The sequence below is a fragment of the Nocardioides eburneiflavus genome (genome assembly GCF_004785795.1).
GTDB classification, from domain to species: Bacteria; Actinomycetota; Actinomycetes; order Propionibacteriales; family Nocardioidaceae; genus Nocardioides; species Nocardioides eburneiflavus.
The window spans coordinates 1230813-1253382 of the sequence record NZ_SRRO01000001.1; the positions used below are offsets into that span (position 1 = coordinate 1230813).

Annotated in this window: 19 protein-coding genes; 10 read left to right on the plus strand and 9 right to left on the minus strand. The window is 74.0% G+C overall.

The features are described from left to right. Positions 1–2 precede the first annotated feature (2 nt). Genes EXE59_RS05780 through EXE59_RS05790 form a run of 3 tightly spaced genes read right to left on the minus strand, consistent with a single transcriptional unit; the run spans position 3 to position 3447 of the window. The gene (locus EXE59_RS05780; protein WP_246056546.1) at positions 3–1493 is read right to left on the minus strand and encodes an MFS transporter; all 1491 of its coding nucleotides are present in this window, start codon (positions 1491–1493) and stop codon (positions 3–5) included. Next, entirely contained in the window at positions 1490–2836 is a 1347-nt protein-coding gene (locus EXE59_RS05785; protein ID WP_135838051.1) for a M20/M25/M40 family metallo-hydrolase, read from the minus strand. The genes EXE59_RS05780 and EXE59_RS05785 overlap by 4 nt, the downstream gene beginning before the upstream one ends. After that, a complete protein-coding gene (locus tag EXE59_RS05790; RefSeq protein ID WP_135838052.1) occupies positions 2833–3447 on the minus strand; it encodes a nitroreductase family protein in 615 nt (204 codons plus the stop codon). Before EXE59_RS05790 ends, EXE59_RS05785 begins: the two co-directional genes overlap by 4 nt. Positions 3448–3580: 133 nt before the next feature. Between EXE59_RS05790 and EXE59_RS05795 the strand changes: the two genes are divergently transcribed. The 6 genes from EXE59_RS05795 to EXE59_RS23665 all read left to right on the plus strand — a co-directional run bounded on the left by EXE59_RS05795 (position 3581) and on the right by EXE59_RS23665 (position 12282). Then, positions 3581–4804, plus strand: a complete 1224-nt coding sequence (locus EXE59_RS05795; protein WP_210428897.1) for an allantoate amidohydrolase — start codon at positions 3581–3583, stop codon at positions 4802–4804. Beyond that, complete coding sequence (locus tag EXE59_RS05800; RefSeq protein ID WP_135838053.1) at positions 4801–6126, plus strand: formimidoylglutamate deiminase; 1326 nt, start codon at positions 4801–4803, stop codon at positions 6124–6126. Before EXE59_RS05795 ends, EXE59_RS05800 begins: the two co-directional genes overlap by 4 nt. Next, positions 6123–7304 (plus strand): imidazolonepropionase, encoded by a 1182-nt coding sequence (hutI, locus tag EXE59_RS05805; RefSeq protein WP_210428898.1) that lies wholly within the window; start codon positions 6123–6125, stop codon positions 7302–7304. Before EXE59_RS05800 ends, hutI begins: the two co-directional genes overlap by 4 nt. 429 nt (positions 7305–7733) lie before the next feature. Continuing rightward, positions 7734–10667 (plus strand): helix-turn-helix transcriptional regulator, encoded by a 2934-nt coding sequence (locus tag EXE59_RS05810; protein WP_168218412.1) that lies wholly within the window; start codon positions 7734–7736, stop codon positions 10665–10667. 41 nt (positions 10668–10708) lie between these two features. Then, entirely contained in the window at positions 10709–11491 is a 783-nt protein-coding gene (locus EXE59_RS05815) for a PASTA domain-containing protein (RefSeq protein ID WP_168218413.1), read from the plus strand. A gap of 23 nt (positions 11492–11514) precedes the next feature. Beyond that, the gene (locus EXE59_RS23665) at positions 11515–12282 is read left to right on the plus strand and encodes a sucrase ferredoxin (protein WP_168218414.1); all 768 of its coding nucleotides are present in this window, start codon (positions 11515–11517) and stop codon (positions 12280–12282) included. 82 nt (positions 12283–12364) lie between these two features. Here EXE59_RS23665 and EXE59_RS05825 read toward each other — a convergent pair whose 3' ends face one another. Genes EXE59_RS05825 through EXE59_RS05840 form a run of 4 tightly spaced genes read right to left on the minus strand, consistent with a single transcriptional unit; the run spans position 12365 to position 16658 of the window. After that, entirely contained in the window at positions 12365–13228 is an 864-nt protein-coding gene (locus EXE59_RS05825; protein ID WP_135838057.1) for a carbohydrate ABC transporter permease, read from the minus strand. Continuing rightward, positions 13225–14328 (minus strand): carbohydrate ABC transporter permease, encoded by a 1104-nt coding sequence (locus tag EXE59_RS05830; protein WP_210428899.1) that lies wholly within the window; start codon positions 14326–14328, stop codon positions 13225–13227. Before EXE59_RS05830 ends, EXE59_RS05825 begins: the two co-directional genes overlap by 4 nt. Beyond that, positions 14325–15593, minus strand: a complete 1269-nt coding sequence (locus EXE59_RS05835) for an extracellular solute-binding protein (RefSeq protein WP_135838058.1) — start codon at positions 15591–15593, stop codon at positions 14325–14327. Before EXE59_RS05835 ends, EXE59_RS05830 begins: the two co-directional genes overlap by 4 nt. Positions 15594–15647: 54 nt before the next feature. Further along, positions 15648–16658, minus strand: coding sequence for a LacI family DNA-binding transcriptional regulator (locus EXE59_RS05840; RefSeq protein WP_135838059.1), 1011 nt, complete (start codon positions 16656–16658; stop codon positions 15648–15650). Positions 16659–16833: 175 nt separating this feature from the next. Here EXE59_RS05840 and EXE59_RS05845 point away from each other — a divergent pair, with 175 nt between their 5' ends. The 4 genes from EXE59_RS05845 (at position 16834) to EXE59_RS05860 (ending at position 21282) form a co-directional block, all read left to right on the plus strand. Next, positions 16834–18873: an amylo-alpha-1,6-glucosidase gene (locus tag EXE59_RS05845; protein ID WP_210428900.1), complete on the plus strand. Its 2040-nt coding sequence runs from the start codon at positions 16834–16836 to the stop codon at positions 18871–18873. A 119-nt stretch (positions 18874–18992) separates the two neighbouring features. After that, a complete protein-coding gene (locus EXE59_RS05850) occupies positions 18993–19250 on the plus strand; it encodes a hypothetical protein (protein ID WP_135838061.1) in 258 nt (85 codons plus the stop codon). Positions 19251–19312: 62 nt separating this feature from the next. Beyond that, on the plus strand, positions 19313–20371 hold the full coding sequence (locus EXE59_RS05855) for a cupin domain-containing protein (protein WP_246056547.1): 1059 nt from the start codon (positions 19313–19315) through the stop codon (positions 20369–20371). Continuing rightward, the gene (locus EXE59_RS05860; protein WP_135838063.1) at positions 20368–21282 is read left to right on the plus strand and encodes a ferredoxin family protein; all 915 of its coding nucleotides are present in this window, start codon (positions 20368–20370) and stop codon (positions 21280–21282) included. Before EXE59_RS05855 ends, EXE59_RS05860 begins: the two co-directional genes overlap by 4 nt. Here the strand turns inward: EXE59_RS05860 and EXE59_RS05865 are convergent. Both EXE59_RS05865 and EXE59_RS05870 read right to left on the minus strand, forming a co-directional pair. Then, a complete protein-coding gene (locus tag EXE59_RS05865) occupies positions 21263–22213 on the minus strand; it encodes a hypothetical protein (protein ID WP_135838064.1) in 951 nt (316 codons plus the stop codon). The two genes, EXE59_RS05860 and EXE59_RS05865, sit on opposite strands and share 20 nt — an antisense overlap. After that, on the minus strand, positions 22210–22509 hold the full coding sequence (locus EXE59_RS05870; RefSeq protein ID WP_135838065.1) for a hypothetical protein: 300 nt from the start codon (positions 22507–22509) through the stop codon (positions 22210–22212). The genes EXE59_RS05865 and EXE59_RS05870 overlap by 4 nt, the downstream gene beginning before the upstream one ends. Positions 22510–22570: the final 61 nt, after the last annotated feature.

The following is a 22570-nucleotide window of genomic DNA, read 5'->3' on the forward strand; positions in this document are numbered from 1 at the left end:
ACCTAGTGCATCGCCGAGGTGGTCGGCCGGTCGCTGAACGCGTGCCGCGGGGCGGCCAGCAGCGCCAGCGCCGCGAGGAACGCCGCACCCGAGCACACCGCCCACACCGTGAGGTAGCCGTTGAACGGCGCGACCTGCTCCGACGTCGCGTCGAGGGAGCCGGTGGCGGTGAGCGCGATCGCGAAGATCGCGGACGCGATGGCCCCGCCGACGGTCTTGGTGCCGTTGGTCATCCCGGTCGCGATGCCCGTGCGCTCGGGAGGGGCGGCGGCCGCGGCGGCCGCGGGGAGGGCGGCGACGAGCGCGCCCGACCCGAGGCCGGCGATGCCCATGTTGACCAGCGCCTGCCAGGTCTCGGAGTTGAACGGCAACCACAGCAGGTAGCCCAGCCCGACGAGGCAGCACGCCACGACCAGCGCCCGGCGTACGCCTCCCAGCAGCCGGGTCGTGAGCGGCAGCGTGAACGCGCCGATCGCCAGCGTCACGACGTAGAGACCGATCAGGGTGGAGATGAAGGCCGGGTCCGCCCCGAGGCCGTAGCCGCGCTCGGCCGGGTCGGCCTGGGCGTACGTCGACAGCGGGATCTGGCCGCCGAGGACCGGGATGCCGAACAGGAAGGCCGTCAGCTGCACCGGCCACTGGGCCGGGCTCGACAGGAGGCGTACGTCGACGATCGGCTCCGGGTGCGCGAGCTCGAAGCGCCAGAAGGCGGTGAACACGGCGACCGACACCGCGATCGTCGACCAGCCGAGCAGCGAGCCCGCGCCGTCGAGCCGCAGCCACACCAGCCCGCCCATGAGCACGCCGAGGGCGGCGGTCACGAGCGCGAGACCGGTCCAGTCGACGCCGCCGGTGTCGTCGCCGGGCACCTGCTCGATGCCGAAGAGGATCACGAAGAACACGGCGGTCACGACGACGGCGGGCAGCGCGAGGAGCAGGTTCATGTCCATCGTCTCGACGAGCAGCCCGCTGCTCACCGCGCCGATGATCACCGCGAGCTCGAGCGAGCCGACGAGGACCGCGGCGCCGCGCCGGGTCAGCAGCTCCTGGCGGCCCGACGACCGGGTGCGCCGGTGGATGATCGCGATCTCCAGCGGCAGCCACACGACGTACGCACCCTGGATCGCCCACCCGACGAGGAAGGTCGTGAAGGTCGGGGCGAACGCCAGCCACCACGAGCCGAGCGCTGTCACGGCAGTCGAGATCAGCAGCACCCGCTTGTGGCCGACCAGGTCGCCGAGGCGCGCCAGCAGCGGGATGCACAGGGCGCTGACGATCAGCTGCGCCGCCTCGAACCAGTTGATGTCGCCCTCGCTGATCGCGAGGTGCTCGGCGATCTGCGGGTAGATCGGGGTGTAGTAGCCTTGGAGGACGCCGCTCGCGACCTCCACCAGGACCAGGAAGCCGACGATCGTGGCCAGGCCCTTCGCCGCGGTGTGGGTCGGCGGTGCCTGCATCGCCTCCCGCTGGTCGGGCCTGTCGGAACCCGTCATGAGGGAAGCCTCTCGATCAGCCGCGCGTACCAGCGGGCGCCGTCGACGAGGTCGGCGACGCCGATGTGCTCGTCGTAGGAGTGGATGGCCTGGCGCTGCGCCTTGGTCATCCGGAAGGGGGCGAAGCGGTAGACGTGCTCGCTGATCGCGGTGAAGTGGCGCGAGTCGGTGGCGGCCATCATCACGTAGGGCGTGGCGACCGCCTCGGGGAACACCTCGCCGATGCAGTCCTCGAGCAGCTCGAAGGCCTCGTCCATGGGGGAGACCGGCGACGGCTCGCCCGACTCGACCACGACGATGCGGATCGACTCGTCGTCGACCGCCTTCCTGATGTGCTCGACCACGCCGGCGACCGTGTCGCCCACCATCACGCGGATGTTGAGCCCGGCCTTCGCGGTCGAGGCGATCACGTTGAGGGCAGGTGACCCGCTGAGGGTGGTGGTCGCGACCGTCGTACGCGTCATCGCTGCGGCCTCCGGGCCGGCCGCGAGCAGGGCCCGGGTGACCACCGGGGCCAGCCGATCGGCGCGCCCCAGCAGGGGCTTGAGCACCGGGCGCAGCGGCAGCGGGACGTGCGGGGCCAGGCGCCGCATCAGCTCGAGCGTGGGCGCGGGGGCCGAGGCCGGGAAGGGCGACTTCTCGACGCGCAGGATCGCCCGCGCCAGGCGGGCTGTCGGACCGTTGCGCGCCGGGGTCGAGGCGTGCCCGCCGCGGCCCTCGGCGACGAGCTCGAGGGAGGTGGTCCCCTTCTCGGTGACGCCGATGACGCCCAGGGGCACCTTCACGCCGGGGAAGGCGCCGCCTGCGATCGCGCCGCCCTCGTCGAGAACGAGCCACGGCGTCACCCGGCGCTCGCGCAGCACCTCGACCGCCTCGACTGCCGCCGTACCGCTGACCTCCTCGTCGCAGCCGAACGACAGCCACACGTCCTGGGCCGGCACGTGCCCGGCCTCGAGCAGCGACTCGACGGCGTCGCAGATCGCCGCGACGCAACCCTTGTCGTCGAGGGTGCCACGGCCCCAGACCGCCGGCCCGACGTCGGAGTCGTGGACCTCGCCGCCGAAGGGGTCGTGCCGCCACGGCGCCTCAGTGTCGACGGGCACGACGTCGAGGTGGGCCATCAGCACCACCGGCCGCGCGTCGCTCGCGCCCGGCCAGTGGAGCAGCAGGCCGTGCGTGCCGACGTGGGTCAGGTCGAGGCGCTCGTGCAGCAGCGGGAACTGCGTCGCGAGCTCGACCAGCAGCCGGTCGAAGGCACCCGTGTCGACTCGTGCGGGGTCGCGGTCGGAGACGGTCGGGATGCGGACGAGGGCCTGCAAGGCGGCGACCACGCGGTCGGTCATGGGGTGACCGTAGTGCTCCAGCGGCCGCGGTGGACGAGATTCGTACGCCGCTCCCGACGCGCCGGTGACCCCGCGGCGCCCGCGTCGGCGACCCGGTGGCCGACGGTGATCGCGCCGACGGGCGCGTGGCTGTCGGGCACGCCGAACGCATCCCGGAAGGAGTCGAGGTGCCCGGCGGGGACGCCGAAGAAGCAGGCGCCGAGGCCCTCGTCGACGGCCGTCTGGAGGACCAGCAGCGCGGCCATGCCGGTGTCCACGAACCAGTAGGGCACCGGCCAGCGGTCCTCGCTCCGGTCGGTCCAGCCCTTGTCGGGCTGGGCGTACCGGTCGAGGTAGGCAGCCTTGCTCGTCAGGGGCACGATCACGACCGGGGCCGTACGCATCCCGTCGAGCCAGGTGTTGTGCGCGCCGGTGTCGGCGCCGGTCGACTCCCAGAACAGGGCGACGTCCTCGGGGGTGTCGAGCACCAGGAACGCCCAGCCCTGCGTGAAGCCCGCGTTGGGTGCGCGCTGGGCGTGCTCGAGCATCCGGTCGACGACCGCCGGGTCCACCGGGGTGTCGGCGTAGCGGCGCACCATCCGCCGGCGGCGTACGACCTCACGGAACTCCATGGCCCCCATCATCGTGGTTTCGAGGCTCGTCGCTGGCGCGAGCGGAGCGAGCCTCGAATCCACGTCTCGGATCCGAGACGACTTGCCGCGGCCGCTCGTTGACCCGGCACGACGATCCCGGTGGACTGGCCGCATGGCCGAGACCCCGGACTTCGAGCAGATGTGGCGCGACCTGGCGCCGGTCGGACGGGCGGCGTCCTCGGGCGGCTACTTCCGTCAGCCCTGGGCCTCGGCCGAGACCGAGCTCCGGTCGTGGTTCGGCGAGGCCTGCGCCGCGCGCGGGCTGACGGTGGAGACCGACGGCATCGGCAACCAGGTCGCGTGGTGGGAGCCCGCCGCCGACTCCGGCCGTCCCGGCGTCCTCACCGGCTCGCACCTCGACTCGGTGCTCGACGGAGGAGCGTACGACGGGCCGCTGGGCGTCGTGTCCGCGCTGGCGGCGGTCGACACGCTGCGGGGGCGGGGCTTCGAGCCCAGCCGTCCCGTCGGGATCGGCGTCTTCGTGGAGGAGGAGGGCTCGCGGTTCGGTCGCGCGTGCCTGGGCTCGAGGCTGGTCACCGGCGCCACGACGTGGGACGTCGCCCGCGAGCTCCGCGACCGCGACGGGACCTTCCTGGGCGACGCCGTCGAGGCCGCCGGGCTCGACCCGTCGGCCGGGCTGCTGTCGCTGGACCGGGTCGGCACCTTCGTCGAGCTGCACGTCGAGCAGGGCCGTGACCTCGTCGACCGCGACGTCGCCGTCGGGCTGGCCAGCGAGATCTGGCCGCACGGGCGGTGGCGGTTCGACTTCACCGGCCAGGCCAACCACGCGGGCAGCACGCGCATGGAGGACCGGCGCGACCCGATGCTCACCTATGCGATGACCGCTCTGGCGGCCAACAAGCAGGCCCGGCTCGCCGGGCAGCGCGCGACGTTCGGGCGGATCGCCGTCGAGCCCAACGGCACCAACGCGGTCCCGTCGCTCGTCACCGCCTGGCTCGACGCCCGCGCGTCCTCCGACGACGCCCTCGCCGAGCTGGTCGCGGCGGTCGAGCGGCAGGCCGACGACCGTGCGGGTCGCGACGGCACCGCGCTCACCGTCACCGCCGAGTCCGTCTCCGGCTCGGTCGCCTTCGACCCCGACCTGGCCGCGCGGCTGGCCGGGCTCGGCGACTGGCCCGTGATCCCGACCCAGGCCGGCCACGACGCCGGCGTCCTGTCCGACGCGGGCATCCCGACGGCGATGGTGTTCGTCCGCAACCCGACCGGTGTCTCCCACTCGCCCGACGAGCACGCCGAGATGCCCGACTGCCTGGCCGGCGTCGAGGCGCTCGCCGACGTGCTGGCCGAGCTGGCGGGTCCAGGGGCCACCGCGTGACGGCGTACCTCCTCGAGCGCGCCTGGCTCGGCGACCGCGTCCACGAGGACGTCCTCGTCGAGGTCGAGGACGGTCGCTTCACCTCGGTCGCCCCCGACAGCGACCCGCCGCGCGCGGTCCCGGTGCGCGGCCTGGTCGTCCCCGGCCTCGCCAACACCCACAGCCACGCCTTCCACCGTGCGCTGCGCGGCCGCACCCAGCGCGAGCGCGGCTCCTTCTGGACCTGGCGCGACCAGATGTACGCCGTCGCCGCACGGCTCGGCCCCGACGCCTACCTCGCCCTCGCGCGGGCGACATACCGCGAGATGGCGGCCGCCGGCATCACCTGTGTCGGGGAGTTCCACTACCTCCACCACCAGCCCGACGGCACGCCCCACGCCGACGCGAACGAGATGGGTGAAGCGCTCGTGCACGCGGCCCGGGAGGCCGGGATCCGGGTCACCCTGCTCGACACGCTCTACCTCTCGTCGGGCTTCGGAGCGCCGCCCGAGGGCGCGCAGGTGCGCTACAGCGACGGGTCGGTGGAGAGGTGGATCGAGCGGGTGAGTGGTTTCGAGGCCTCGACATGGACCATCGAGGGGATCCGCGTGGGTGCGGCGGTGCACTCCGTACGCGCGGTGCCCGCTGACGACCTGGGGGCGGTGGCGTCGTGGGTCGGGGACCGACCGTTCCACGTGCACCTCTCCGAGCAGGTCGCCGAGAACGCCGCCTGCCTCGACGCGTACGGCGTCACGCCCGCGCGGCTGCTCGCTGACCACGACCTGCTGCGCCCGACCACCAGCCTCGTCCACGCCACCCACCTCACCGGCGACGACATCGCGCTGATCGGGGCGGCCCGGTCGTACGCGAGCTTCTGCCCGACCACCGAGCGCGACCTCGGTGACGGCATCGGACCCTCGCGGGCCCTGCACGACGCCGGCGCCCGGCTGACGCTCGGCTCGGACAGCCACGCGGTCATCGATCTCTTCGAGGAGATGCGCGCGGTGGAGCTCGACGAGCGCCTCGCCACGCAGCAGCGCGGGCACTGGACGGCCGCCGAGCTGCTCACCGCCGCCACGACCGACGGGCACGCCTCGCTCGGCTGGGCCGACGCGGGCGCGATCGCCGTCGGGAAGCGCGCCGACCTCGTCGTGCTCGACCCGGCCTCGCCCCGCACCGCCGGCACCGGCCGCGACGAGAACACCGCCGTCTTCGCCGCCGTCGCCGAGGACGTGCGCCGCGTGATGGTCGACGGCCGCTGGGTCGTCGAGGACGGCGACCGAGCCACGATCGGGCGTGAGCTCGACGACGTGATCACCCGCATCTGGGAGGAGCAGCCATGACGACCACCGTCATCACCGGCATCGGGGAGCTGGTGACCAACGACCCCGCTCGCGCCGAGCAGGGCGGGCTCCTCGGCCTGCTGACCGACGCCGCGGTCGTGGTCGAGGGCAGCCACGTCGCCTGGGTCGGCCCGGCCGCGGACGCCCCCGCCGCCGACGTGCAGGTGGACGCCGGCGGGCGCGCCGTCATCCCCGGCTTCGTCGACTCCCACAGCCACCTCGTCTTCGCCGGCGACCGCTCGGCGGAGTTCGAGGCGCGGATGACCGGCCAGCCCTACACCGCCGGCGGCATCCGCAGGACGGTCGCGAGGACCCGTGCCGCCACCGACGAGCAGCTCACCTCCCACGTCGCCCGGCTCGTCGCCGAGATGCGGGCCCAGGGCACCACCTCCGTCGAGATCAAGAGCGGCTACGGGTTGTCGGTCCACGACGAGGCACGCAGTCTCGCGGTGGCCCGGCAGTTCACCGACGAGACCACGTTCCTCGGCGCCCACGTCGTGCCCGCCGACACCACCTCCGAGGACTACGTCGCTCTCGTCACCGGCCCCATGCTCGCGGCGGCAGCACCGCACGCCCGGTGGATCGACGTGTTCTGCGAGGACGGCGCCTTCGACGTCGACCAGGCACGAGCCATCCTGCAGGCCGGCACCGACAGCGGCCTGCGCGGGCGGCTCCACGCCAACCAGCTGACGTACGGCGGGGGTGTCCGGCTCGCGTGCGAGCTCGGCCTCGTCGCGGTGGACCACTGCACGTACCTCTCCGACGCCGACGTCGCCGCGCTCGCGTCGAGCGGCACCATCGCCACGCTGCTGCCGGGCGTGGAGTTCTCCACCCGGCATCCCTACCCCGACGCGCGCGGCCTCCTCGACGCCGGCGTACGCGTGGCCCTGGCGAGCGACTGCAACCCGGGCTCGTGCTTCACCTCCTCGATGGCGCTGTGCATCGCGCTCGCGGTGCGGGAGATGCGGATGAGCCCCGCCGAGGCGCTGCACGCCGCCACCGCGACGGGAGCGGCCGCCCTCGACCGTGACGACGTCGGCGTGCTCGCCCCCGGCAAGGCCGCCGACCTCGTCCTCCTCGACGCCCCGTCGTACGTCCACCTGGCCTACCGCCCCGGGGTCCCGCTCGTGGCCGGGGTCTGGCAGGCCGGGCGACCCGTCGTCCACAGCTCCCGCTGACCCCTCGCGGTAGTCCGCTGCAGAAAGCCGGTGCCCGGCCCCCGAGGACCGGTCATTCGCAGCGGACTATCCGGGGGTGGGGGCGGGGCCTGTGGACTACCCCGCCTGCCCTACCTCAGGCCCCGCCGTACGCCGCTCGGAGGCCGTCTGAGGTAGCCCGCCGCCCGCGAATAGGGCACGCGCCCGATGTCCGCCCCTACCTCATGGACGGAATCTCTACTCACGGTCCAGAAAGGGCCGATGAGCTGAGGAGAAGCACATGTTCACCACCGACAGCTTCCTGGGTGCCGAGATCGCCTACCGACAGGACAGGATCCGCAAGGACTACGGCCACCGCCGCTGGACCCGCGTCCGCACCGACGACACCCGGAAGTGACCCGCACCGCGATCGACCCGCCAGTGTCGGACCGACAGGACAGAATGTCGTCCGTGCCGGCCCTGCGGACCACCGATCTCATCGGACGCGATGCCGAGCTGGAGCAGCTGACTGCCCAGCTCGGCATTCGCATGTCCGTTGGTGCGCCCGCCGAGCAGGCCGCCCGGGCGATGCTGCTCGCCGGCGACGCCGGCGTCGGCAAGACCCGGCTGCTGATCTCCCTGCGCGACGCGGCGCTCGAGGCCGGGTGGCAGGCCGTCGTCGGGCACTGCCTCGACCTCGCCGACTCCTCCCTGCCCTACCTCCCCTTCTCCGAGGTCCTCGGCCGTGTCATGGCCGAGCACCCCGACGTCGCGTCGCGGGTCCTCGAGCAGCACCCCACGCTCGCCCGCCTCCAGCCCGGTCGCCGGATCCGCAGCAGCGAGACCGCGTCGGGCGACCAGGCCCTCGACCGCGGCAACGTCTACGACGCGTTCGGCGACCTCCTCTCCGCCGTCGCCGAGCAGGCACCCCTCCTCGTGATGGTGGAGGACGCCCACTGGGCCGACGAGTCCACCCGCGACATGCTGAGCTACCTGTTCTCCCGCCCCGTGCCGGGCGTCTCGCTCGTCGTCTCCTACCGCGCCGACGACCTCCACCGCCGCCACCCGCTGCGCCGTCAGGTCGCGGAGTGGATGCGGCTGCGCGGCGTCGACCGGCTCCAGCTCGAGCCGCTCGCCGACGACGCCGTACGCCGCCTCGTGCGCGCGCTGCACCCCGCGACGATGTCCGAGGCGGAGTACGTCTCCATCGTCGACCGCGCCGAGGGCAACCCGTTCTTCGTCGAGGAGCTCGTCGGTGCGGCGTGGTCCGGCCAGGTGCCCGGCGAGCTCGCCGACCTGCTCCTCGTCCACCTCGACCGCCTCGACGACACGACCCGCCAGGTCGTACGCCTCGTCTCGGTCGCCGGCCGCCAGGTGAGCCACGGCCTGCTGGCCGCGGTGTCCGACCTCGGCTCCACCGAGCTCGAGGCGGCGCTGCGCACCGCCGTCGAGGCACACGTCCTCGTCGCCTCGCGGGGCGGCACCTACGCCTTCCGGCACGCGCTGCTCGGCGAGGCCGTCTACGACGACCTGCTGCCGGGCGAGCGGATGCGGCTGCACGCCGACTTCGTGTCGGCGCTGGGGGAGGGACGCGCGATCGGGACCGCGGCCGAGCTCGCCCAGCACGCCCGCCGCGCCGACGACCGACCGGTCGCGATCCGCGCCTCGATCGAGGCCGGCGAGGAGGCCCTCGCCGTCGGTGGTCCGTCGGAGGCGGCCACCCACCTCCTCGACGCGCTCGAGCTGATCGACACCTCCCGTACGCCCGTCCCCGACGTCGACCCCCACGCCCTGGCCCGCCGGTGCGCCGAGGCGCTCGTCGCCGCCGGTCGGGTGCCCAAGGCGGTCAAGGTGCTGCGCGCCCGGCTCGCGACGCTGCCCACGGACGGCGCCGACAGCGGCACCGACCGCGGCCAGCTGCTCACCACCCTCGCGTCGGCGCTGATGCTCACCGACACCACCGAGTCACCGCACGAGATCGCCTCCGAGGCGGTCGAGCTGCTGCGCGACGGGCCGCCCAAGCTGCTCGCCAAGGCTCTGTCCGTGCACGCCGAGACCATGCGGAGCTGGCGGGCCGACGAGGCGCGCACCGCGGCGCTCGAGGCCCTCGAGATCGCCGAGCGCAACGACCTGACCAGCCTGGCCGTCGAGCTCCACACGACCCTGGCCGGGCTCGACCCGGCGGGCGGCGAGGACCCCGGCACCGGATGGCGCGCGGCCGCCGAGCGGGCCAGGCGGGCCGGGCTGATCGAGCCGGAGCTGCGCGCCCTCTACTTCCTGGGCCGGCTCCACCACGACCGCGGCGAGCTCGACCGGGCGGTCGAGGTCTACGGCGAGGTCCTCGCCCGCAGCGAGGTCGGCGGACTCGCGTGGTCGCCCTACCCCGCCGAGGCGCGCCTGCTCCTCGCGGTCGCGATGACCCACCAGGGCCGGCTCGACGAGGCGTGGGCGCTCCTCGACGTCACCGGCCAGGACCCGCCGATGGCCTACGAGTGGCTCTACTTCGCCCACCAGATGCTCATCACCATCGGCATCCGCGGTGACACCCACAGCAAGGCGCTCGAGCGACTGCGCGACTACTGGCGCAGCGACGGCCTGACCGCGATCAGCGCCGGCAGCGCCGAGCTGATGCGGGCCGCGTCCGCCGGGGACGCCGCCGTGGCGCTCACGGTCTACGACGAGGTCGTCGCGGCCGTCGTGCCCCTCTGGCACGACTGGTTCCAGGCCCGGCTCCGGCTCTCGACCCTCGTCATCGGTGCCTTCGCCACCGCGGCCGCCCACCAGTCGGCCGACGAGCGCGCCGCAGCTGCCGCCGACGTCGAGCGCGTGCACGCCGACGGGGCCCGGGTGATCGACTTCTACGCCCCCTACGACCACAGCCACGGCCCCGAGTACCGCATGTGGGTGGCGCGGCGCGCGGCCGAGCACCTGCGCTGGCGATGGCTCGCCCAGGTCGAGCCGCCGTCGGCCGAGGAGCTCGTCGCGGCCTGGCGGGCCGCTGAGGAGACGGCCCTCGACTACGGCAGCGTGCCCGAGGTCGCCCAGGCCCGCGTACGCCTCGCCGGGGTCCTGCGCGCGACCGGCGACGCGGCAGGTGCCCGCCAGGTCGCCGACCTGGCGCGGGAGGCGGCGCACGCGATGCGGGCCCGGGCCCTGCTCGCCGAGCTCACGGTGCAGGGCTCGACCGCGTCGCCCGCGGCGTCCACCGAGGTCGCGATGCTCACCCCGCGCGAGTCGGAGATCCTCGCCCTCGTCGCCGAGGGGCGCACCAACGGCGAGATCGGCAAGCAGCTCTTCATCAGCACCAAGACGGTCTCGGTCCACGTCTCCAACGTGCTCGCCAAGCTCGACGCGGCCTCGCGCACCGAGGCCGCCGCGCTCGCCCGGCGCCGGGGACTGCTCTGAGACGGCCGCAACCGCCGCGTCCGCCCGCGCGTCCGACAGTCGTGAGGAACGCCGTCGCCGTCGCCGTGCTCGCCCTGCTCGCAGGTTGTTCGAGCGCCCCCGGCGCCGACCCGCTGCCCACACCGGCGAGCTCGTCGCCCGACCCCGGCCCGGACGCTCCGGCCGCCAGTCACACCGTCGTCGACGACGGCGCCCCGGTCCGCGTCGGTGTCCTGGTCGGGGCTCGTCTGTCCGACGTGCGTCGCGCCCTGGCGCCTGAGGGCGTACGCCTCGACGTGCGCGCCCGGTCCCGGTGCGGGCCGGGCGTCGTGCTGTCACAGCGACCGGCACCGGGTGCGCAGGTCCGACCGGGTGGGACGATCCGGGTCGTCGTCTCCCGGGCGCCCCTCGCCGCGACCTGTGCGTTCCCGCTGGCGGCGACCGCCGCGCGTCGGCTCGAGGCGTGGGCGCGTGGCACGGAGGCCCTCCCCGTGCTCGCCCAACAGGTCCGCTTCCTCGTGGCCAACCGTCCGGTCCGGACCCTCACCGCGGCGCAGGCCACCGAACCCGACGAGTGGACGATCGACGTCGCCTACGCCGAGCGCACCGAGGTGGGCGTCCTCGACCTGCTGTCCGCCGGGCCGATGGCCGACCGCGACGTGCCGCCCTTCTTCTGCCCGGTCAAGGACGTGGCGCTGCCGCGGGACATCGTGCGCCGGCTTCCGTCGTCGTGGAGCCTGGTCACCCGCCGGCCGCGGGCCTGCCTCGAGGAGTCCGCCATCCAGGTGTGGACCGACGGGGCGGGCCGGATCACCGACGTCAACGTCCTGCTGGGCAGTCCCTGACACCCGTCCGTCAGACTTCCCCCGTGCCCGACTTCCGTTGCTCGCTCGCCAGCCTGACCGATGACGAGCCGATCGTCGGCACCGCGCCCACCGACCCGGAGATCCTGCTCGTCGAGTGCCCCGGCCCCTGGGGGCGCGACGCGGTCGCCGACAACCGGCTGCCCGAGTCCGTGCGCGAGCACCTCGCCGCGCTCGACCTCAAGGTCTTCCTGCTGCGTCGCTACGACGGCAGCGCCGGCCCCGGCACCCGGGTCTTCCGCGCGAGCGCCACTGACGACGGCTACGCCGTCCGCGGCACGGTGCTCGACCGGCCGGAGGACCTCCTCGACCTCGACCTCGACGACCCGACGGCGCTGCCGGCGTACGACGGGCCGCTCTGGCTGGTCTGCACCAACGGCAAGCGCGACCGGTGCTGCGCCGAGCTGGGCCGGCCGATCGCCGGCCTGCTCGCCCAGGAGTGGCCCGAGGGCACGTGGGAGACGACCCACCTCGGCGGCCACCGCTTCTCGGGCACCCTGCTCGCGCTGCCGAGCGGGCTCGCCCTCGGGCGCCTCGACACCGCCTCCGCGCTCGCCGCCTGCGAGGCCGTCGCCCGGGGTGAGGTACCTCCCGGCGTCACCCGGGGGCGGGCGGGCCGGTCCGGGGAGGAGCAGGTCCGCGAGCTGCACGTCCTCGGGGGCGGCGACCCGCGCGACGATGTCGTGGCCGTCCCCGGCCCCGTGCGCCGGCAGTCCTGCGGGGACGACAAGGTCAAGGGGACGACCCACTACGACGTACGCCGCGCGCGCTGACGCGTCTCGCGCGCGGGAGCAAAGCCGGTGCCGGGCGGGTGCTAGGAGGCGGAGGCCCGCCCGGCGCCGGAGTCTGGTGGGATCAGCCCTTCTCCGCTCCTGCCGTACCTCCACGCACGAGGTACTTCTGGAAGACGAAGAAGACGATCGCAACCGGGATGGTCATCAGCAGCGCCGCGGCCATCGTGATCGGGTACTGGTTGCCGGAGCCCAGCTGGCCGCTCGTGAGCGTCGCGACGCCCTTGGTCAACGTGAAGAGGTCGGGGTCCTGGCTCGCGATGATGAAGTGCGGGAGCTCGTTCCACGACCCCTGGAACGACAGGATCGTCAGCGTGATGAGCGCCGGTCGCGCCATCGGCAGCACCACTGACCAGAAGATCCGGAAGGTGTTGGCGCCGTCGATGCGCGCCGCCTCCTCGACGGACTCGGGGATCGTCTCGAAGAACTGCTTCATGATGAAGACGCCGGCCGCGTCGACGAGCAGCGGCAGCACCAGGGCCGGCCACGCGTTGTAGATCCCGAGGTAGTTGAGCACGAGGAACTTCGGGATCAGCAGCACGACCCCCGGCACCGCCATCACCGCGAGGATGGCGGTGAACACGGCCCCGCGCCCGCGGAACTTGATCCGGGCCAGGGCGTACCCGGCGAGCGAGCACAGGAAGACCCGCCCCGCAGTGACCAGCAGGGTGACGACCACCGAGTTGCGGAACCACAGCGGGAACTCGGTGTTGAACAGCCGGTCGAAGGCCCCGAGGGTGAAGGGGTCCGCCACCGGCGACAGTGGGCTGGCGACCGCGTCGCTGTTGGTCTTGAACGACGTCGTCACCTGGACCACGAACGGGTAGAGGTAGAGGAAGGCGAAGAAGACCAGCACCGCGTAGCCGAGGAACAGCCACGCCGCGGTGCGGTCGCGGACCATCGGCTTGGCGTGGGCGGTCGTGCTCATGCGGCACCTCCGGCGGTGGCGTTGGCTCGTGCCTTCCGCGTACGCCGTTCGGCGCGCTTGGTGGCGATCGCGTCCTTGTCGCGGAAGAGGAACCTCTGCAGCGAGGTCATTGTGAAGATGATGAGGAACAGCACGAAGGCCATCGCCGCCGCGACGCCCCACTTCTGGTTGTCGAACGCGTAGGAGTACGACAGGTACGCCGGGGTGAGGGTCGTCTTGCCCGGTCCGCCCTGCGTCATGACGTACACCTGGTCGAAGACCTGCCAGGTGCCGATCAGGCCGAGCGTCGTCACCAGCAGCATGGTCGGACGCAGGTGCGGCAGCGTGACGTTGCGGAACACGCCCCAGCGGCCGGCGCCGTCGATGCGCGCGGCCTCCTCGACCTCGAGCGGGAGGTCCTGCAGGGCGGCGAGGAACATCAGCATGAAGGTGCCGGCGGTCGTCCAGATGACCAGCATGATGATGACCGACAGGGCGACGCTCGGACCGGAGATCCACTGCCACCAGGTCAGCCCGAGCACGCCGCTGCCGGCGAGCGCCGACGGCGGGTCCGAGGCGCTCCACAGGCCGAGGCCGTCACCGAGCAGGTGGAAGAGCCCGCGCGAGTCGTTGAACCAGGTCGGGCCGTCGATGCCGACGATCTCGAGCAGCGAGTTGATCACGCCACCGCCGCTGAACAGGAACAGGAAGACCAGGCTGATGGCCACCGAGCTGACCACCGACGGGAAGTAGAAGGCGGTGCGGAAGAAGCCGACCGCCTTCAGCAGCCGCTGGTTGAGCACGAGGGCGAGGAACAGGGCGAACGCGGTCTGCAACGGCACCACGAGCAGGACGTAGAAGAAGTTGTTGCGCAGCGAGGTCATGAAGTCCGACCTCGTCAGCCCGCCCTGCTCGCCGACCAGCTCGCGGTAGTTGTCGACGCCGACGAACCCGATGCCAGAGGCGAACGGGCTGCCGCGGCCGTTCCAGTCGGTGAACGAGACCCACAGCGCCATCAGCACCGGCACCGCCAGGAAGAGCCCCAGCACGACCAGGGTGGGGGAGACGAACGTCCACCCCGCCAAGGCCTGGCCGCGCCGGATGCTCGTGTCGCGACTCACTGCAGCTCCGCCTCGGCGTTCTTCTGGAAGGACTCGAGGATCTGGTTGACGTCGGCGGTCTTGAGCTGCTCGAGCTGGGAGTCGAGGTCGGCGACGACCGGGCCGAGACCGGGCAGGTTGACCGGGCCCTGGCCGTAGTCGCCACCGGCGATGAACGGCGCGTCGTCGGGGAACTGCTCCACGTAGTCGGCCTGGGCGGACTCACGGCTCGGCATCACCCCGAAGGCGTCGGCGTTCTTCAGCTGCTGCTCCGGGGTGGTCATCGCCTCGACCAGCGAGACGGCCGCCTCCTGGTCGGGCGAGTCGGCCGCGATGCCCCAGCACTGCGTGAAGAGCAGCGTGCCCTTGCCGGCCGGGCCCTCCGGCAGCTCGGCGACGGTGTAGTCGACGTCCGGGTAGTCGTTCTCCATCGCGCCGCGGATCCAGTTGCCCTCGATCGTCATCGCGGCCTTCTGGGTGCCGAAGCCCTCGCCGCCCCAGCCGGCGTCGACGTCGGGCGCCAGGACGGCCTCGCCGCCCTCGAGCATGCCCTGGACGAACTCGAGCGCCTCGGCGTTCGTGGGCTCGGTGGCCGTGGCCTCGCCGGTCTCCCCGTCGACCCAGAAGCCGCCGTTCTGCACGAGGAACGCGCCGACGCGGTCACGGCCGATGCCGAGGACGAGGCCGGCCTGGTCGGGCGTGGTCAGCTCCTGCGCGACACTCTGCAGCTCGTCCCAGGTGGTGGGGATGTCGGCGTCGGTGAGGCCGGCCTTCTTCCAGGACTCGGTGTTGATCTGGAGAGCGAGCGTCGAGAAGTCCTTGGGTGCGCAGTAGGCCTGGTCGTCGAGGGTGAAGGAGTCGACGAGGTTGGGGTAGAAGTCGTCGGCGCCCTCCATCTCGTCGAGGTAGGGGTAGAGGTTGCCGGCCTCGGCGTAGTCGCCGAAGACGCCGGCGTCGACGTAGAACACGTCCGGCGGGTTGCCGCCGGCGAAGCCCTGCGAGAGCTGCTGGGCGATGTCGTTGGCCACCACGACCTCGACCTCGTTGCCGCTCTCCTCGGCCCACGCGGCGGCCGCGTCCTCGACGGCCTGGGTCTCGGCGTCACCACTGGAGGCGATCAGCACCTGCAGCTCGACGGGGCCGTCGCCCGACGACGCGGGGTCGGACGACCCGTCCTCCTCGAACCCGCCGCCGCCGCACGCGGCGAGCGCCAGCGACGAGGAGACGGCGAGCGCTGCGAGGGACGCGCGGCGACGCCGGCGGCTGGGGGGCGAGGTGAGCGACATGGTGACTCCTTGGGTTGGGGGTGAGGGAGTGGCGGTGTGGCGGGCAGGCCGGGGTCAGGTGGGCAGGCTCAGCACCGGCGGCACGAGCAGGCCCTGCGCGGGCCCGTCGGGGGCCTCGAGCCGGCCGGTGAGCAGGTCGATGCAGAGGTGGGCGACCTGGTCGATGGGCTGGGCGACGCTGGCCAGTCCGAGGGCGGCGGCCACGGGCGTGGCGTCGAAGCCGACCACCGTCAGCCGGTCGCCGTCGCGAGCGGTCGCCGCGCGGTGGGCGCCGAGCGCGAGGGTGTCGCTGGCGCACACGAGGGCGTCGGGTGCGTCGGGTGCGTCGAGCAGCGCGGCGACGGCCGCCTGGGCGGCGGCGGCGTCGTTGACGCTGCGGGTCTCGACGGCCGCGCCGCCCAGACCGGCGGCGGTGAGGGCGTCCAGCCAGCCGCGACGACGGTCCGTCCCGGTGCTGGGCGCCCCGCCGTCGTCGGGCCAGCCGAGGTAGGCGATGCGACGACGCCCGAGGTCGAGGAGGTGCTGCACGGCCAGGCCGGTGCCGACGGCGCCGTCGACGTCGACCCAGTCGTGCGGCTCGTCGTCGTGGCCCCAGGGCCGGCCGAAGGCGCAGAAGGTGGTGCCGTTGGCGCGCAGGTGGGCGGGGCGCTCGTCGTCGGCGCTGGTGGCGGTGAGCACGACCGCGTCGGCGGCGCCGGTGAGGACCAGCTCGTCGATGAGCGCGACCTCGGCGGCCTCGTCCTCGGGCTGCGCGTAGAGCAGCACCCGCAGCCCGTTGTCCTGCCCGGCCTCGGCGAGCCCGTGGTAGAAGGCGTCGAGCACGAGGCCCGAGATGCCGTCCTGCTGGCGCTCGGCGCGTACGGCGATGGCGTGCGCGCGGCGGGTGGCGAGCTGGCGGGCCGGCAGCGACGGCCGGTAGCCGCTCTCGCGGATGGCGTCGAGCACCCGCTCCCGGGTCGGGGCGGCCACGCGGGAGGGGTGGCGCAGCACGTTGGAGACGGTCTGGCGCGAGACGCCGGCACGGGCCGCGACCGAGTCGAGCGTGGCGGGTCCGGTCTCGGCCATGTCGTCCTCCTCGAGGGTGCTCGGATGCGGGGTAGCGGTGAGCCGGTGCGGCCACTAGGGTGTTTGAGCGCTCAAACTTTGAGCGCTCAAACCGTAACCCACGTCACACTCGTTGGGAACCCCCCTCCTGATGACCCCGCCACGACCAGCCCCGACCCACACGAAGGACCCGTCGATGGAACAACCCTGGCTGCACGACCTGTCCCTCACGATCGCGGCGCCGACCCAGGTGTGGTCGGCCGGTGACGGCCACGTACGTCCGGGCGGCCTGGCCGGCGTCCACCACGCCGACCGCCGGGTGATCTGCCTGCTGGCGCTCGAGGTCGACGGCCACGAGCCGACGCCCGTCGCGGCGCACAGCGTGCGCGGCGACACGCACACCTTCGTGTCCGTGCCTCGCCACCTCGGCGACCCCGGCCCGGACCCGACGGTGCGCCTGGTCCGCCGGCGCGACGTCGAGCCGGGGCTCGTGCGGGAGACGTACGTGCTCTCCAGCACCGCGGCCGAGCCGGTGACCTGCACGCTCGTGCTGCGGGTGGCCGCCGACCTCGCGCCGATGGACGGCGTGAAGTCGGGCGCGACCTTCGAGGCGGTCCCCGCCGACGGCGTCGGTGGCTCGGTGCTGACCTGGGACCGCGACGGCCTGCGCGCCACCCTGCGCGTCCCGGGTGCCCGGACCAGCCCGGACGGCGCCGACGGCACAGGCGTGGCGGCGACGTGGGACCTCACCGTGCCCCCGGGCGGGAGCGTCGCCCACGACCTGCTGCTGACCCTCGACACCGCGGGCGCGGCCGTGACGGCGCCGCGGCGCGACGCGGGCTGGCCCGAGGTCCGGGTCGACAGCGCCGACCGCCGCCTCGCGCCGGTCCTGCAGCGCAGCCTCGACGACCTCCGCCTGCTGCGGCTCGCGGCACCCGGCCCCGACGGCACCGACGAGGAGTTCATCGGCGCCGGCGCGCCGTGGTTCCTGACGCTCTTCGGCCGCGACAGCCTCTGGACCGCGCGCATGCTGATGCCGGTCACCACGGACCTGGCGATGTCGACCCTGCGTCTGCTCGCGCACCACCAGGGCACCCGCACCGACGACGTGACCGCCGAGGAGCCCGGCAAGATCCTGCACGAGGTGCGCTCGGCCGGCTTCAGCCTCGGCGAGGACGACGGCGCGGAGCGCCACCTGCCGCCGGTCTACTACGGCACGATCGACGCCACCCCGCTGTGGGCGCTGACCCTGCACGACGCGTGGAGCTGGGGCGCCCCCGGCGACCAGGTCGAGCAGCTGCTGCCCGCGCTCGAGCGGGCGCTCGCGTGGCAGGTCGAGCACGGCGACGCCGACGGCGACGGGCTCCTGGAGTACGTCGACCGCTCCGGCCACGGCCTGTCCAACCAGGGCTGGAAGGACTCCGGCGACGCCGTACGCCGCAGCGACGGCACCCGCGCCACCTCGCCGCTCGCGCTGGCGGAGGTGCAGGGCTACGCGTACGCCGCGGCGGTGCGGGGCGCCGACCTGCTCGAGGCGTACGGCCGGCCCGGTGCCGACCGCTGGCGCGCGTGGGCGGAGCGGCTGCGCGAGGAGTTCGCCCGGCGCTTCTGGGTGGAGGACGCCGTCGGTGCGTTCCCGGCGATCGCGCTCGACCGCGACAAGCGGCCGGTGGTCTCCCTGACGAGCAACATCGGCCACCTGCTCGGGACGGGGATCCTCGACGCCGAGGGCGTCGACCTGGTCGCGCGGCGCCTCGTGGGCCCCGACATGCAGTCCGGCTTCGGGATCCGCACGCTGTCGACGCAGGCCGCGGGCTACTCGCCGACCGGCTACCACGTCGGCTCCGTGTGGCCGCACGACACTGCCATCTGCCTGGCCGGGCTCGCCGCGGAGCAGCGGCCCGAGACAGCCGAGGTGGCCGAGGCGCTGCTGTCCGCCCTCACGGCGTTCGGCGGCCGGCCTCCGGAGCTCTTCGCCGGCGACGCCGCCTCGACCCAGCCCGTACCCCTGCCCTACCCGGCCGCGTGCCGGCCGCAGGCCTGGTCGGCCGCGTCGGCGGTCTCCCTGGTCGGCTCCGTGCTCGGCCTGCGGCCCGACAGCGACGCCGAGCACGGCCTGTCACTCGCACCGGTGCGCCCCTGGGGGTACGGCGCCACCCGGATCACGGGTCTGGGCACGCACGGGCGCCGGGTCGCGATCGAGGTGGCCGACGACGGCGGCGCCGTCACCCGCTGAGGCCCGCCGATCGGCCCTGTCCCCGTCCCCAGGGGTGTGGGACGGTGGTGTCGGCGACACCAGACTCGACACCACTTCCCGGGGCGGACCGTCCGTCGCGGCACATCGAGGAGGAACCCATGACGACTCCCGGAAACCCGCTCGGCGACGACGAGATCACGACCGAGGGGGTCGACCCGACCGGCGTGGCAGCCGGTCCCGGCACGGACGCGGACGGCACGGACGCGGACGCCACCGACGGCGACTCGACCGATGCCTCCGACGGTGACTCGACCGACGCGGACGGCACCGACGCGGACGGCACCGACGGCGACTCGACCGACGCCACCGACGGCGACTCCACCGACGCCGACGGCACCGACGGGACCGCGCTCTGAGCGCTCTCGACCGGCTCACCGGTGACGCCCAGACCTTCCTCGACAAGGTCTGGGCGTCGTCGGTGCACGTGCACCGCACCGACCCGGCGTACGGCGCCGAGGTGCTCTCGCTCGCCCACGTCGACCACCTGCTCACCGAGACCGCGATCCGCGCACCCGCGGTCCGCGTCGCACGCAACGGCTCCGTGCTGCCCGAGTCGTCCTTCACCCGCGGCGGCAGCCTCGCCGGCAAGCCGCTCACCGGGCTGATCGACCCGGTGAAGCTGATGCGCCTGCACGACGAGGGCGCCACGATCGTGCTCCAGGGCCTCCAGCGCTACTGGACGCCCGTCGGTGACCTCGTCGCCGAGCTCGAGCTCGAGCTCGGCCACCCGTGCCAGGCGAACGCCTACCTCACCCCGCCCGGAGCCCAGGGCTTCGCGGTCCACTCCGACTCCCATGACGTCTTCGTCCTCCAGACCCACGGCACGAAGCGCTGGGAGGTCCACGGCGAGGGCGGACCCGGTGACCTGCTCCTCGAGCCCGGCGTCATCGCCTACCTCCCGACCGGCACCCCGCACGCGGCCCGGGCGCAGGAGTCGGTGTCGCTGCACCTGACCATCGGCATCAACCAGCTCACCTGGCGCAGCCTGCTGACCCGCGAGGTCGGCCGCCTGCTCGCCGAGGTCCCCGACGAGCACCTCCCCGCCGGCTACCTCACCGAACCCGGCCGGCTGGTCGACGGCCTCGGCGACCACCTCGCCGCGCTCGCCGACGCCGTACGCCGCCTCGACCCGGCTGCGCTCGCGGCGGGGCAGGCCGAGGGCTTCCTCGCCGGACGACCACCGCGGCTCGCGGGCGCCCTGCTCGACCGCGACGCGCTGGCCCGCGGGATCGCGGTGGACACCCGGCTCCGGCGACGCCGCGGCCGCCCCTGCTCGCTGGTCGACGAGGGCGAGACCGTCCGGATGCTCATCGGCGACCGGGTCCTGCGGATCCCCGCCCGGGTCCGACCGGCGCTGGAGCACGTCGCGGCCCACCACGAGCTGACGCCCGCCGACCTCGCACCGCTGGACGGCGAGAGCGCCCTGGTCCTCTGTCGCCGCCTGGTCCGGGAGGGGCTGCTCGAGGTTGCGCGGTGACCGGCTTCCGCTGCGCCGCCGCGAGCCGGGAGCGGGGCGACGAGCTCGCCGGCACGGCCTCGACGGTCCGCAGCTTCCTGCTGCTCGAGCACGCCGGCCCGTGGGGTGTCGACGCGCTGCGTGATGCCCGCCTGCCCGGCGGGCTGGGCGACCACCTGCGCGAGGAGGCACGCCGGCACCGCGTGCGGGTCCTGCTCGTACGCCGCCCCGGACGCCGTGCCGCCAGCGGACCCGTGCGGGTGGTCGCCGCCCGCGCCGCAGGTCCCGGGTCGTGGCTGGAGAGCGCGTCGCTCGACGACCTGGCGGACGTACGCGCCCTCGACCTGGCCGCGCTCGGCGCCGGGCGGACCCTGGGCCTCGACCGGTCGACCGCGCCGCTGCTCGCCGTGTGCACCCACGGGCGCCACGACGCCTGCTGCGCCGAGCTCGGGCGTCCTGTGGCGCTGGCGCTCGCCGACGGCCCCCACGCCGACGCGACGTGGGAGACCTCCCACGTCGGGGGCGACCGCTTCGCCGGCAACCTCGTCGTGCTGCCCCGCGGGCTCTACTACGGAGGCCTCGACCCCGACTCGGCGCGCGCCGTCGCGGACGCGACCGCCGCCGGCGAGGTGCTGCTCGAGCACTTCCGCGGCCGCTCCGACCTGCCGATGCCCGCCCAGGCGGCCGACGTGGCGCTGCGCCGCGAGCACCGGCTCACCGGCCTCGACGACGTGCAGGTCCGGGGCGTACGCGCGGACGGCGACCTGACCACGGTGCGGTGCGAGGTGCGCGGCCTCGGCGCCCGCGACGTGGTCGTACGCCGGGTGCCGGGCGCGGACGCCCATCAGCTGACGTGCTCGGCGAGCCGCGCGAGCACGATCCCGCGACACGAGGTGGTCGAGGTCCGCGAGGTCAGCCCAGCCGGGTCCTGATGTCGGCCGCGTCGAGGTTGCGGGCGGCCCGGTTGGCCTGTGCCTGCTCGCGCTCGGCGACCGACTCGGCGTCGCGGGCCTCGACCCGGGCGTCGACGAGCTCGTGGTGCAGCGCCTGCACCTTGGCCGCCTGTGCCGCGATGTCCTCATGGGGCGCCTCGGCCAGGACGAGCTCCTCGAGGCTGTCGAGCGCGGACTGCTCGCGGCGCTTGAGCGCCTCGACGGTGCTGCGCGCCGCCTCGGCGGCGTCTCCGGCCTGGACGGCCTCCATCGCCTCCTCGGCCGCCTCGCGGCGCAGCTCGCCGAACCTCACCTGGTTGGCAGTCGCGGCGACGAGCTTCTGCCGGTCCTCGTCGGGGTGCACCCCGGCGTGGTCGGCGAGCGCCTTGACGAGCTCGCGGGTGCCGGCTCGGCGGGTGTCGCGCAGCTCGATCTTGGCGTCGAAGCAGGCCTGGTAGGCCTTCCAGTCGGCCTCCCACGCGTCGGCCTGCTGCTGGGTGGCGTCGCCGGGCAGCGTCTCGACGGGCGGCCAGATCCGGTGGTCGCGGACCTCGAGGCCCTGGCTGGTGGCGAACGCGCGCAGCTGCTCGAGCCCCTCGCGGTGGCGGCGCAGCACGTCGGAGTAGGCGTTGATCGCGCGACCGAGGCCGCGCAGGTTGTCGCGGACGGTGGCCGACTCCTCGTGGCGACGGGCGGCCCGGTCGCGCAGCGTGTCAGCGGCCTCCCCGGCGAAGACCTCCTCCGACAGCGTGGACGTGCGCTCGAACGCGTCGACGGCGAGCTCGACCTTGGCGGCCAGGCGGCGTACGGAGTCGCCGTAGGCGTCGACCTCGCCCGGCTCGAGCCAGTGGTAGTGGCAGCCGATCGGGTCGCCGAACCGGAGGCCCTCGCGCTGGGTCTCGACCAGCGCCTCGGCCGCGACCCGCGTCACGGCTTCACCTCGGCGAGCTTCGCCGCGACGGTGGCGGCCTCGCCGACCATCAGGTCGAGCTCGTCGAAGTCGACGACCGAGTCGTCGATGGCGCCCGCGATGCTGCGACAGCGCCGCGCGACCTGCTCCGCCTCGTCGACGAGGCTGCGGACCCCCTCGACCACCAGGTCGCGCCAGGGGAAGTCGTCGGCGGGGTGGTCGATGTCGCCGAGCGCCGCCCGCAGGGCCTCGCGGGCGGTGTCGAGCTCCTCCCGGGCGCCCCGCAACGCCCGCTGGTTGATCGCGATCGGCCTCATGGCGACCTTCTGCCCGCCCGGGCCGCCCCGAAACCCGAGGTGGTGAAGTTGTGAACTACCG